The sequence below is a fragment of the Ruegeria sp. C5 genome, from assembly GCF_056537605.1.
Genome location: NZ_JBQFRX010000001.1, coordinates 712,475 through 724,843, shown reverse-complemented (window position 1 = coordinate 724,843; position 12,369 = coordinate 712,475). Strand labels below are relative to the sequence as shown.

The window sequence follows — 12,369 nt, the reverse complement described above, 5'->3', positions numbered from 1 at the left end:
CGGGCATGGAATCATGCGCGACGGCCTGTAACTGCCGATTGGTGTCACGTTCTCTCCCCCGAGCCTGCCGTTATTTTCGCGCGACCATAATGCAATTGCCCGGCGGGGAAAACTGCTATCTGGTCAACGGTGGCTGCGCGGGCTAGGTCTTGGGCAACGCATTTTTCAGGAGAATGATATGAGCAGTCTTGTGCCCGTCCGATTCACCCCCTTTGACCTTGATGCGATAGCGCAAACCGAAGGGCGCGTGGCCATTCTCATTCCCGCCGATGGCAAGATGAGCCCCGCCGCGCGTCGAGCCAATCGCCTGACCAAAGGCGCGGTTGCGCGGCTGGTCGAAAGCGAGCGGTTCAGCAAGGTCAAATCGGGTAATGTTATTTCGCTGGCCTGGCCTGCCGGAATGGTGGCCGAGGCGCTGGACATTCTGGTGTTGCCGCGTCGCCCCGACGCGGACGAGGCGCGCAAGGCCGGGGCCAATCTGGCGAAAGCTGCAGCGGGCAAACCCGTGCTGGTCATGGCCGCCAATCACGCGCGTATCGAAGAGGTAGCCTTGGGCATGGTACTGCGGGCCTACGATTTCGATGTCCACAAATCCAAGGACTCAGACCCGGCGGGTGAGATCACCATCGGTCACTCCAAGCCGGAGGAGGCCGAAGCCGCTTTTGCACCGCTCTATGCCGTCGCAGACGGTGTGCGCATGACACGAGATCTGACAAATGAACCCGCGAATGTGCTGACGACAACTGAGTTCGCGGACAGATTGGTCGAGATGGAATCGCTGGGCCTGAAGGTCGAGGTTCTGGAAGAGGACAAGCTGGCCGAACTGGGCATGCGTACGCTGCTGAGCGTCGGGCAGGGCTCGGTCAGCCCCTCGAAAGTTGTGGTGATGCAATGGGACGGCGGCGACAAGGATGACGCGCCGCTGGCCTTGGTCGGTAAGGGCGTCGTGTTCGATACCGGCGGTATCTCGCTTAAGCCGGCCGGAGGCATGGAAGACATGACCATGGACATGGGCGGCGCGGGTGTTGTTGCCGGAACCATGCGAGCGTTGGCCAAGCGCAACGCCAAAGCCAATGTCGTGGGGCTGGTCGGGTTGGTCGAAAACATGCCCTCGGGCAATGCCTCTCGCCCAGGCGATGTGGTCACTTCGATGAAAGGCGACACTGTCGAGATCATTAACACCGATGCCGAGGGTCGTTTGGTTCTGTGTGACGTCATGTGGTACGCGCAGGATCGGTTCCAGCCGGTGGGCATGATCGATCTGGCCACACTGACGGGCGCGGTCATCATTGGTCTTGGGCATGAGAATGCCGGTGTGTTTTCAAACAATGACACCTTCTGCGACGCCTTCTTGAAGTCGGCCAAGGCCGAGGACGAGGGCGCATGGCGGCTGCCCTTGGGTGAAGGCTACGACAAACAACTTAAATCGCGCATTGCGGATATGAAGAACGTGGGCGGGCGGCCCGCAGGTTCGATCACCGCAGCGCAGTTCCTGCAGCGTTTCGTCAAGGAAGAGACGCCGTGGATTCACTTGGATATCGCAGGTGTGGCCTCTGTCTCTTCCGAGACCTCTTATGCGCCGAAAGGGGCCACGGGCTGGGGCGTCCGCGCGCTAAGCCGGTTCGTGCAGGACAATTTCGAGTAAGCGCATGGGTGCCGTCTATTTCTACCACCTGACCCGCCAGCCGTTAGAGCACACATTGCCTGTGCTGCTCGACAAGGCACGACAGGCCGGGTGGCGGATTGCCGTGCGGGGAATCGACCCTGTGCGGATGGACTGGCTGGATGAGAAATTGTGGCTGGGACCTGAGGACGGGTTCCTGCCGCATGGTCGCGAAGGTGGCCCGCACGACGCGGCACAGCCCGTTCTGCTGACGACCGGCCAAGGGGCTGCAAATGGCGCGACCTGTGTGATGGCTGTCGATGGGGCAACGGTTGAGGCGGAGGAAGTTTCGACCATGGAGCGTGTCTGCATTCTGTTCGACGGAAATGATCCGGAGGCGGTTCAACATGCGCGCGGGCAGTGGAAGGCTCTGACCGGGGCGGGGTGTTCGGCACAGTATTGGTCCGAGGAATCCGGGCGATGGGAGAAAAAGGCCGAAGCTTGATCGGTCACAAATATATTTTAGGAGATTTCAAATGGATATGAAGCCTTTGGGCCGCACCGGGATCATGGTGTCGGATTTATGTCTTGGGACAATGACCTTTGGTACTCAGACCTCGGAAACTGAGGCGCACCGCCAGATGGACATGGCGCTTGCGGGTGGGATCAACTTTGTCGACGCGGCTGAGATGTATCCGGTGAACCCGATCTCGGCAGAGACGGTCGGGCGGACCGAAGAGATTCTTGGCAATTGGAATGCCGCCAATCCTTCGCGGCGCGGTGACTATGTGCTGGCCACGAAACACTCTGGTGAAGGGTTCGTGCATGCGCGCAATGGCGCCCCAATCTCGAAAGAGACCATACCTGAGGCGATAGAGGGTTCACTGCGTCGTCTACAGACTGATTGCATAGATCTCTATCAGTTCCACTGGCCAAATCGTGGTAGTTACATGTTCCGACAGAACTGGGACTATGCGCCTTTGGGTCACAACCGGGACGAGATTATGGACGAGATGCGCGAAAGCCTGATCGCTCTGCAGGCGCAGGTGGACAAGGGCAATATCCGCGCCTTTGGTCTGTCGAATGAAAGCGCTTGGGGTACCGCTCAGTGGTTGCGGGCGTCGGATGAGGTTAGTGGACCTCGGGTCGCGTCGATCCAGAACGAATACTCTTTGCTCTGCCGGTTATTCGATACCGACCTGGCTGAATTGTGTCTTCTGGAAGATGTCGGGTTACTATCATTCTCACCGTTGGCGGCAGGTTTCCTGACTGGGAAATATCAAGGGGGTGCTGTTCCAGAAGGATCACGCATGGCGCTGGTGCCGAATATGGGCGGGCGCAAAACAGATCGCGTTTTTGATGCAGTGGCGGCTTATCTGGATGTCGCCGCGCGGCATGGGCTGGACCCGATCCACATGTCACTGGCGTGGTGTTGCAGCCGTCCGTTCATGGCCTCAACCATCTTTGGCGCGACAAATGTAGCGCAGCTAGAACATATTCTGGCGGGTAAGGATTTGAAGCTGTCGTCCGAAGTGATGGCCGAGATCAGTGCGGCGCATCGGGCGTTTCCGATGCCATATTGAAGGGATGGGGGCTCTGCCCCCGTCGCCTTTGGCGACTCCCCCGAGGTATTTTATGCCAGATGAAGTTGGATCGTGTCAGTGATGGGTTGGTTGCGTACGGTCTTGCCTGAGGTCGCGAGCCGTGAGGCCGTGGGCGGTTCGGAACGCGCGGGCGAAGCTGGATTGCGAGGCGAAGCCGGTGGCCAGCGCCACGTCCATCAGCGGCAGGTCGGTATCGGTAACCAGACGGCGGGCCTCGGCCAGTCTGAGTTGCAGGTAATGATCCTGTGGAGTTGTATTCAGGCGCAGGCGGAACTGCTGCTGCAGGGTGCGCGTACTAGTGCCGAGTCTATCGGCGATGTGCGCAAGGGACAGGGGGTCGTCCAGTGAGGATTCCATCAATGAGTTGGCTTTGGCAGTGAGCGCGGTGTGACGGTGCGGCGCACCGGTGCGGCTTTGTGGTTTTGAGGGCTGAGACGCACCTTCATAGAGGAATAGCCCGGACACGCGGGCGGCAAAGCCCGCGCCATGACGTGCAGCAATAATATGGAGCATCATATCGATCGCCGGGACGGCGCCGCCGGAGGTTAGGCGTGTATCGGAGACGGTAAATCGGTCAGGGCGCACATCGACATTGGGAAAGCGCGCAGCGAAGTTCTCCAAATCCTCCCAATGGGTCGTCGCCGCGTGACCGTCGAGCAATCCAGCCTCAGCCAGTAACCAGGGGCCGCCATCTATCCCGGCGATTGTTGCACCGGTGGCCGCGATCCTGCGGAGCCCGGCGAGCAGGCTGGGCGTCGCATGACGGGCCAATTGGAATCCGGCAACTACGATCAACAGATCGCAGCCCTGCAACCGGGCCAGGGGAATGCCCTGCACATTCAGAGCGCTGGTCAGCAACGCGGGTTCTGCGGTTGCCGTGACGTAGTCCCAATCAAAAGCGGGCCGATCCGCCAGTCGGTTGGCAGCACGCATCGGATCGACGGCGGCCGCGAAGCTGAGTGTGTTGCATTCGTCCAGCACCAGCACCGCCGTTTTCAGGGCGCGATGTTCGGGCTGCAGTATGTTTTTTGCGGATTTCATCAAGTCTGATTCGCATTTTGCTAAGTGGTTCCCTCAAGGCTGCGTCAGAGTTGGCGTTGACGCAAATCGGAATCCGGGGAGAAGCCTGGGGAAAACCCACGGTAAAACCGGGTATAAGCTGGGGATAACGCCATGCCTTTGGAAATGAACCGCGAAGTCTTTATCACCTGTGCCGTCACCGGCTCGGGCGGGACACAGGATCGCAGCCCACATGTGCCGCGTTCGCCTAAGCAGATTGCCGATAGTGCAATTGCTGCAGCGAAAGCCGGTGCGGCCGTGGTGCACTGCCATGTGCGCGACCCCGAGACCGGTGCGCCTTCACGCGATCTGGCGCTGTACCGTGAAGTCACGGACCGCATTCGCGATGCCGAAGTAGACGCGGTTCTGAACCTGACGGCGGGCATGGGCGGAGACATGGTGTTCGGCGGGATCGAAAATCCGCTGCCTTTGGCAGAGGCCGGAACCGATCTGGTTGGTGCCACTGAACGTGTTGCACATGTAGCGGAGTGCTTGCCTGAAATCTGTACTCTGGATTGTGGCACGATGAACTTTGCCGAGGCCGACTATGTGATGACCAATACGCCCGGCGCCTTGCGGGCGATGGGGCAGATGATGACCGATCTGGGTGTGAAGCCCGAGATCGAGGCCTTCGACACCGGCCATCTGTGGTTCGCCAAGCAGCTGGTGAAAGAGGGTGTTCTGGAACCGAACGCTCTGGTCCAGCTATGTATGGGGGTGCCGTGGGGGGCTCCGGATGATCTCAACACCTTTATGGCGATGGTGAACAATGTGCCGGAGGACTGGACGTTCAGCGCGTTTTCGCTGGGGCGCAATGAGATGGCGTATGTCGCGGCCTCGGTTCTGGCGGGCGGTAATGTGCGCGTCGGGCTGGAGGACAACCTGTGGCTGGAAAAGGGTGTTCTGGCCGAAAACTGGCAGTTGGTCGAGCGTGCAGGCAGCATCATCGAAAACATGGGCGCGCGGGTGATCGGGCCGCAGGAAGTACGTGAGAAGCTGGGGCTTACCAAGCGGGCTCCGGTTGCGAAGTAGTCGCGGATTGGGGGCCAGCCCCCAAACCCCCGAGATATTTTTGGCCAGATGAAGAGGCGGATCGTGGGCAAAGAACAGCAAGCAAAAACAGCAGCAATCATCGGAGGCGGAGTGATTGGTGGCGGGTGGGCTGCCCGGTTCCTGCTGAACGGATGGGATGTTCGGGTATACGATCCCGACCCTGAAGCCGAGAGGAAGATCGGTGAGGTGTTAGATAACGCGCGTCGTTCTTTGCCGGGGTTGAGCGATGTACCTCTGCCTCTAGAAGGGACGCTGAGCTTTCATGACGATCTCGGTGAGGCAGTTCAGGGTGCGATCTGGATTCAGGAGAGCGTACCGGAAAGGCTCGATCTGAAGCTGAAGGTTTACAAGAGCTTGCAGGGGGCTTGTGATCCAGATGCAATCATCGGGTCCTCGACCAGCGGGTTCAAGCCCTCGGAGTTGCAGGAAGGCGCTTTGCGACCCGAGCAGATCGTGGTGACACACCCGTTCAACCCGGTCTACCTGTTGCCACTGATCGAACTGGTTCCGACCGACAAGAATTCACCTGACTTGATCGCGCGGGCCAAAGATCTTTTGACCTCGGTGGGGTTCTTCCCGCTGCACATCAAGAAGGAAATCGACGCGCATATTGCTGACCGGTTCCTCGAGGCGGTGTGGCGCGAGGCGCTTTGGCTGGTGAAAGACGGCATCGCAACGACCGAAGAGATCGATGAATCCATCCGCATGGGTTTTGGCATCCGTTGGGCCCAGATGGGACTGTTCGAAACCTATCGCGTGGCCGGTGGAGAGGCCGGGATGCGGCATTTCATGGCTCAGTTCGGCCCGGCGCTGAAATGGCCCTGGACCAAGCTCATGGACGTGCCTGAGTTCACCGATGAGTTGGTCGACATGATTGCGGATCAGTCGGATGCGCAGTCTGGCAAGTACTCGATCCGCGAGTTGGAGCGTATCCGGGACAATAACCTCGTTGGTATGATGCGGGCGCTGAAGGCCCAGAACTATGGTGCAGGGGCGGTATTGAACCAGCATGATGCGGCCTTGAAGCCAGGAGCGCTGCCGACGCTGGACGAGGCGGATCTGAGCCAGCCGATCCTCACGCTGTCGCGCGCCGTTCCGCTGGATTGGACCGACTACAATGGCCACATGAATGAAGCTAAATATCTGGAGGCCTTTGCAGCAGCCACGGATCGTTTCATGGAAATCATTGGCTGCGATATGGAGTATATCGCGACAGGCGGCAGCTATTTCACTGCCGAAAATCACATCCGTTACATGCAGGAGACCCATGCGGGGTCGCGGATCGAATGCCGTACGCAGATGCTGTTAGGGCAGGGCAAGAAGCTGCATGTCTTCCACAGCATGTACGAGGGTGAAACGCTGTTGGCCACAGGCGAAAGCTTTCTTCTGCATGTCAGCCTTGAGACCCGACGCCCCAGCCGACCTTCACCCGAGATCGAGGCCGCGATGGCACGGGTTGCCGAGGCGCAGGCCGGGTTGCCTTATCCCGAAGGCGCGGGCGCGGCGATCCGCAAGCCCGCATGAGCAGCCGGGTCTTGATTACCGCAGGCGCCTCTGGCGTCGGCAGGGCCATGGCTGAAGCGTTTGATGCTGCCGGGGCTCAGGTCTGGGTTGCGGATGTTGATGCGGATGCGTTGGCGGATTGCCCGGCGCATTGGAAGCAAAGCCAGCTTGATGTGTCGGATGAGGATGCTGTCGCGGCTGCGTTTACTGACCTTGAGACCGAATGGGACGGGCTTGATGTGCTCTGTGCGAATGCGGGGATAGCCGGTCCCACCGCAGCAGTTGAGGACGTTTCCCTGACGGATTGGAGGTCATGCCTTTCCATCAATCTAGAGGGGTCATTTTTGTGCTCTAAATACGCTGCACCTCTGATGAAACAGCAGCGCAGCGGGGCGATATTGATCACTTCATCGACTGCAGGCCAGTACGGATACCCCAACCGCGCGCCGTACGCGGCGGCCAAGTGGGGCATGGTGGGATTGGGCAAGACGCTGGCGATGGAGCTTGGGCCGCACGGTATCCGCTGCAATGTGATCTGCCCGGGTTCGGTTGAAGGACCACGCATGGAGGGCGTGTTACAGCGCGAGGCCGATGCCAAGGGCATGACCCGGGATCAGGTTTACGACGGCTATGCCTCGGGCACGTCCATGGGCCGCTTTGTAGAGGCGCAGGACATAGCGAACATGGCTGTATTCCTGGCTTCAGATGCAGCGAGGCTGGTGTCGGGTCAGGTAATCGCGGTGGATGGCCATACGGTCAATCCTGACCCGAAACTGTGAATCAGCCCTGATTTGGCCCCCGAATCTGGCGGATGGCGCTGCGGACGGCTTGCCAGTCCTGCGCCTCCTGCTGATTTCCGGCGGCTTCACATTCGCGCATTTTCTGCGCAGCTTCGGCTTCGGCCCGATCGCCATGGGCCGTATAAAGGGCACGTGCGTATTCAGCGGTTTTGAGTGCGTCCATTCCCGTCATCCTCCATCTCAGATCGGAATGTCTGTAGTTTCGCGCCAAGTGACTATACTACAGCTTTCAGCCCAGGTCATGTCTGAGAGATTTCTGAGCGCAATTGCTGCAGATGGTCCGGGAAATCACGCGCGGTCATATCCGCCTCTCGAACCAGCCGGTCGAAATGGAGCGTAAAGACCTCAATCCGGTCGCGGTCTCGGAAAGCCATGTAGTGGCTTCCGGCATAGAACACGCAAAGAAGTGGGCCGAATATCGTGACGGGGGCAGAGTAAAGACGTTTTGCATCAAATAGATAGATGCGCAGACGTGGATAAAGCTGCTCGCACACCGACAGCAGGTGATCGATCTGATCCAACCGGACCTGAAGCGGTAGTCCCTCGTAGTAACCGGTGGCATAGGCAAAGCTGTGAAGCTCGTACAACGGCATGGCAATCTCATAATCGGACTGGGCGCTGCGCATCCATGCCAGCCGGTCTGCCGAGGCGCCAATGGCTTGATCTGCAGTACGGCCGAGATGCGGAGCGTATTCCCATTCAAGCACGGCGCGGGTCTTGAGCATGTCGGGCAGGGTAGCCGGAACGTAGCGTATCTTGTAGCCGGCGGCCTCTTGATGCCATTCAAAAATGCGCTCATCAACCAATGCCCGGGCGGCCTCGGTTAGGGTGAGGGAACTGGCCAATAATTCTGCCGCGCTTTCGGGTCGGTTGGAAAGCCCAAGAAGCCAGTCGGCGGAAACCCCGAGCGCCGAGGCGCAGCTACCGACCACATGCGCATTGGGCAGGCGCGCGCCCGCACCGGTCAGCAACTGCGAAACGGTCGATCGGTCAACACCGATGTCGCGTGCCAGGGCGCTTTGGCTGACATCTCGATCCTGCATTGCTCGGGCCAAGCGCTGGCGAAAATGCAGGGCACGATCCCGTTTGTCGATTTTATCAATCATGTGGTGATTAATATCACCTTTGGTGAGAATTGTTAATCATATTCAGAATTCACGACCCTTGGCTCTGTCTGTAACGCTGGTGTTACAAAAATAAGAATGGGGTCTGGAATGGAAACGCGACGCAGGTCGGTCGTGAAGGCGCTGGTGTGGAATGCGATGGGGCTGGCGATGATGACGCTGGTTGGTTTGATCGCCACGGGTTCAGCAGCACTTGGAGGGATGGTTGCGCTGGTCAATACAGCCATTGGTCTGACCATGTATGTAATTTACGAGCGTATCTGGGCCGGAATCACGTGGGGCCGCAATGGCTGAGCCGATCACACCCAAATCACCTGAATGGGCGACATTTGCCCTGATCATCGCGTGCTATTTAGCCTGGATTGGTGCGATTTTCTGGTTGGCAGGCATATCGCTTTGGCTTGCGATCCCGTTCATGGGGCTGGTGGCTGCGCTGCATTCCTCGCTGACCCATGAGGCTTTGCACGGGCATCCCTTTCGTCAGAAGTGGCTGAATGAGGCGCTGATGGCGATGCCGCTGACTTTGTTCATTCCCTACAATCGGTTTCGAGACCTGCATCTGGCGCATCACTGTGACGCGAACCTAACCGATCCCTATGATGACCCTGAGACCAACTATCTCGACCCGGAGGTCTGGGCATCTCTGGCTGGATGGCAAAGGCGGATGTATCAAGTGAACAATACTTTGCTGGGGCGGATGGTTCTGGGGCCTGCGATCGGGCAGGTTGCGTTCTTGCGGGATGAACTGCGTGGTGCACTTCGCGGAGATCGGGCGATTTTGTTGGCATGGGCGCTGCATATGCCCGGCGTTGTCGCGACTCTTTGGATCGTCTCGCTTTCGCAAATGCCGATCTGGGCCTTCGCCTTTTCAGCATATATCGGGCTGGGACTGGTCAAGATCCGCACATTCCTGGAACACCGCGCGCATGAGAAATCGCGCGCGCGCACAGTGATCGTAGAGGACCGTGGCATCCTTGCATTTCTGTTTTTGAACAATAACTTGCACGTCGTTCATCATATGAACCCATCAGCACCTTGGTACCGATTGCCTGCACTCTACCGCACGGGCAAGGAAAGATACTTGGCCTGTAACGAGGCTTATGTCTACCGTTCGTACGGGCAGATATTCCGAGAGTATTTCTGGCGCGCCAAGGATCCGGTGGCGCATCCGCTCTGGCCAAAGCCTTGATTTAACGACAGAAGGGAAGCCATGAGTTTATGGATTCCCGTCACCATCGCGGCCGCATCGTTCCAGACGGTGCGGTTCATGCTTCAGAAATCCCTGAGCAGCGTGAAGCTTTCGGCTGCAGGGGCGACATTTGCACGATTCGCCTATTCCATGCCATTGGCCTTGCTGGGGCTTTTCATTGCTTTGGGCGCGACGGGGTACGAACTGCCAGCGCTGACGGCGAAGTTCTGGATATTTGCTGTCATCGGCGGGACCACACAGATATTGGCCACGATCTGCGTTGTGGCATTGTTCAAGCAGCGCAACTTTGCGGTAGGGATTACGTTTAAGAAAACTGAGGTGATTCAAACCGCTATTGTGGGGTTCCTTGTCCTCGGCGATCAGGTCTCTACCGGGGCGCTGGGGGCAATTCTGCTTGGGTTGCTGGCCGTCCTGTTGTTGTCAAAAACGCCCGGAGGCAGCGGCGCTTGGTGGCAACATCTGACAAACAAAGCCTCGCGTCTTGGACTGGGGTCAGGCGTGTTATTCGCATTCTCCTCGGTCAGCTATCGCGGCGCCTCTTTGCAATTGGGCGACATCGATGCGTGGTTCCGGGCACTTGTGACACTGGCTGTCGTGGTAACGTTTCAGTTTCTCAGCATGTGGCTGTGGCTGCTTTGGCGAGACAGGGCCGAGCTGCGCGCGGTGTGGGAGACTCGCCGGACCGGTGTTTTTGTCGGCCTGACCAGCCTCTGTGGTTCGTTTTGCTGGTTCTTCGCCTTCACGTTGCAGAACGCAGCCTATGTAAAGGCCTTGGGTCAGATCGAACTGATCCTCAGCCTGTTCGCATCGCTGCTGTTTTTCCGTGAAACCATCACCCGTCGCGAGATCGCCGGGATGACGTTGCTTGGCTTGTCGATACTGGCGCTTGTGCTGATAATCTAGCCAGCGCGACGCTCATCAAAGCTGAGAGCGATAAAGCTGGGGAGGTGATCCCCCATGCCTACAACTGCTGGCCCGCCATCGTCGCGACGCCCACGACCACGGGTTTTGGGCTCTCGCTCTTTGCGGCTCTCGCTCTTTTTGTTGTCCGACGCTTTGGCCTTCTTCTCTGGCTTTGGCGCCTCGGGCTTGGGCTCATCGGCCTTGACCGGATTGTCGATGCGCGGAATGTCCTTCTGGATCAGGCTCTCGATCGCGGCCAGCGCCTTTTCATCGCGGCCCGAGCAGATCGTGATTGCCTTGCCTTCGCGCCCGGCACGGCCCGTGCGGCCGATGCGGTGGACATAATCTTCGGCATGGCCGGGAACATCGAAGTTGAACACGTGGCTGACCGAGGGGATATCCAGACCCCGCGCAGCAACGTCCGAAGCCACCAGCAGCCGCAGTGATCCATCGCGGAATCCGTCCAGTGTTTTCATCCTCTGCGACTGATCCAGATCGCCATGGATCGCGGCGGCGTTATAGCCGTATTTCTTCAGCGACTTGGCGCAGATATCTACATCGGTCTTGCGGTTGCAGAAGATGATCGCGTTGGTGCATTTGTCGCCCTCGGCATCGATCAATGCGCGCAGGGTTTTGCGTTTCTGGCTAGCCTCACGATCCCGGCGACCACCTTTGAACATCACCACGCCTTGTTCGATGGTTTCCGAAGCGGTGGCCTGACGCGCAACTTCGACCCGGGTGGGGGCCGACAGGAAAGTATCGGTGATCCGTTCGATCTCGGGCGCCATGGTGGCCGAGAAGAACAGCGTCTGGCGGGTGAATGGCGTCAGCGAGAAGATGCGCTCGATATCAGGAATGAAGCCCATGTCGAGCATCCGATCAGCTTCGTCCACCACCATGATCTGAACGCCTGTCAGAAGCAGCTTCCCGCGTTCGAAATGATCCAGCAGACGGCCCGGAGTGGCAATCAGCACGTCAACACCGCGGTCAATCAGAGCATCCTGTTCCTTGAACGAAACGCCGCCGATCAGCAGCGCTTTGGTGAGCTTAAGGTGCTTGGCGTAGGTGTCGAAGTTTTCGGCCACCTGTGCTGCCAGTTCCCGCGTCGGGCACAAGACCAGCGAGCGGGGCATCCGCGCACGGGCGCGCCCGCGGGCCAGCAGGGTGATCATCGGTAGGGTGAAGCTTGCGGTTTTGCCGGTGCCGGTTTGGGCGATCCCCAGAACATCGCGCCCTTCAAGCGCGGCTGGAATCGCGCCTTCCTGGATCGGGGTCGGAGTTTCGTATCCGGCTTCCTCAACTGCTTTGAGGACCTTCGGGTTCAGGTTCAGTTCGTTAAACTTTGTCATGTATGTCCGGTTCAAGCGGACACTAGACCTGGCCCGCGCGTCTGAAAATGCCGGGCCCGGATGGCCATGCGCCCCATGCGCGTTTCGGCTGTGGCGCGGGCATAACAAAAACGTGGGGCAGGGTCAAATGAAGTCGGTTTAATCCGTGGCAAATCTGCCGG

The 12,369-nt window shown here is 58.8% G+C and carries 13 protein-coding genes; 9 read left to right on the top strand and 4 right to left on the bottom strand.

Translation table 11 applies throughout. The features are described from left to right. Positions 1–178: 178 nt before the first annotated feature. The 3 genes from ACR0AW_RS03665 to ACR0AW_RS03655 are packed head-to-tail and all read left to right on the top strand — an operon-like array spanning position 179 to position 3,186. Entirely contained in the window at positions 179–1,645 is a 1,467-nt protein-coding gene (locus ACR0AW_RS03665) for a leucyl aminopeptidase (RefSeq protein WP_170732377.1), read from the top strand. Positions 1,646–1,649: 4 nt separating this feature from the next. Beyond that, on the top strand, positions 1,650–2,108 hold the full coding sequence (locus ACR0AW_RS03660) for a DNA polymerase III subunit chi (protein ID WP_170732376.1): 459 nt from the start codon (positions 1,650–1,652) through the stop codon (positions 2,106–2,108). A 31-nt stretch (positions 2,109–2,139) separates the two neighbouring features. Further along, positions 2,140–3,186: an aldo/keto reductase gene (locus tag ACR0AW_RS03655; protein ID WP_170732375.1), complete on the top strand. Its 1,047-nt coding sequence runs from the start codon at positions 2,140–2,142 to the stop codon at positions 3,184–3,186. A 75-nt stretch (positions 3,187–3,261) separates the two neighbouring features. Here ACR0AW_RS03655 and ACR0AW_RS03650 read toward each other — a convergent pair whose 3' ends face one another. Further along, complete coding sequence (locus ACR0AW_RS03650) at positions 3,262–4,248, bottom strand: GlxA family transcriptional regulator (protein WP_170396763.1); 987 nt, start codon at positions 4,246–4,248, stop codon at positions 3,262–3,264. A gap of 132 nt (positions 4,249–4,380) precedes the next feature. Here ACR0AW_RS03650 and bcoG point away from each other — a divergent pair, with 132 nt between their 5' ends. The 3 genes from bcoG to ACR0AW_RS03635 all read left to right on the top strand — a co-directional run bounded on the left by bcoG (position 4,381) and on the right by ACR0AW_RS03635 (position 7,601). Then, positions 4,381–5,298: a 3-dehydrocarnitine:acetyl-CoA trimethylamine transferase BcoG gene (gene bcoG, locus ACR0AW_RS03645; RefSeq protein ID WP_170509547.1), complete on the top strand. Its 918-nt coding sequence runs from the start codon at positions 4,381–4,383 to the stop codon at positions 5,296–5,298. 63 nt (positions 5,299–5,361) lie between these two features. After that, on the top strand, positions 5,362–6,843 hold the full coding sequence (locus tag ACR0AW_RS03640) for a carnitine 3-dehydrogenase (RefSeq protein WP_255612083.1): 1,482 nt from the start codon (positions 5,362–5,364) through the stop codon (positions 6,841–6,843). Then, positions 6,840–7,601 carry an SDR family oxidoreductase gene (locus tag ACR0AW_RS03635; RefSeq protein WP_170396769.1) on the top strand — a complete coding sequence of 254 codons (762 nt, stop codon included), beginning with the start codon at positions 6,840–6,842 and terminating at the stop codon, positions 7,599–7,601. Before ACR0AW_RS03640 ends, ACR0AW_RS03635 begins: the two co-directional genes overlap by 4 nt. Position 7,602: 1 nt before the next feature. Here ACR0AW_RS03635 and ACR0AW_RS03630 read toward each other — a convergent pair whose 3' ends face one another. Both ACR0AW_RS03630 and ACR0AW_RS03625 read right to left on the bottom strand, forming a co-directional pair. Then, on the bottom strand, positions 7,603–7,785 hold the full coding sequence (locus ACR0AW_RS03630; protein ID WP_170396771.1) for a hypothetical protein: 183 nt from the start codon (positions 7,783–7,785) through the stop codon (positions 7,603–7,605). 76 nt (positions 7,786–7,861) lie between these two features. Further along, on the bottom strand, positions 7,862–8,728 hold the full coding sequence (locus ACR0AW_RS03625; RefSeq protein ID WP_170732373.1) for a helix-turn-helix domain-containing protein: 867 nt from the start codon (positions 8,726–8,728) through the stop codon (positions 7,862–7,864). A 108-nt stretch (positions 8,729–8,836) separates the two neighbouring features. Here ACR0AW_RS03625 and ACR0AW_RS03620 point away from each other — a divergent pair, with 108 nt between their 5' ends. From ACR0AW_RS03620 to ACR0AW_RS03610, 3 genes are read left to right on the top strand one after another with little or no spacing between them, the layout of a single operon-like run. Next, positions 8,837–9,040 carry a DUF2061 domain-containing protein gene (locus ACR0AW_RS03620; protein WP_170396775.1) on the top strand — a complete coding sequence of 68 codons (204 nt, stop codon included), beginning with the start codon at positions 8,837–8,839 and terminating at the stop codon, positions 9,038–9,040. Beyond that, positions 9,033–9,935 (top strand): fatty acid desaturase, encoded by a 903-nt coding sequence (locus ACR0AW_RS03615; protein ID WP_170732372.1) that lies wholly within the window; start codon positions 9,033–9,035, stop codon positions 9,933–9,935. The genes ACR0AW_RS03620 and ACR0AW_RS03615 overlap by 8 nt, the downstream gene beginning before the upstream one ends. 21 nt (positions 9,936–9,956) lie before the next feature. Beyond that, complete coding sequence (locus ACR0AW_RS03610; protein WP_170732371.1) at positions 9,957–10,859, top strand: DMT family transporter; 903 nt, start codon at positions 9,957–9,959, stop codon at positions 10,857–10,859. Here ACR0AW_RS03610 and ACR0AW_RS03605 read toward each other — a convergent pair. Next, positions 10,856–12,208, bottom strand: a complete 1,353-nt coding sequence (locus tag ACR0AW_RS03605; RefSeq protein WP_170732369.1) for a DEAD/DEAH box helicase — start codon at positions 12,206–12,208, stop codon at positions 10,856–10,858. The genes ACR0AW_RS03610 and ACR0AW_RS03605 overlap by 4 nt on opposite strands. Positions 12,209–12,369: the final 161 nt, after the last annotated feature.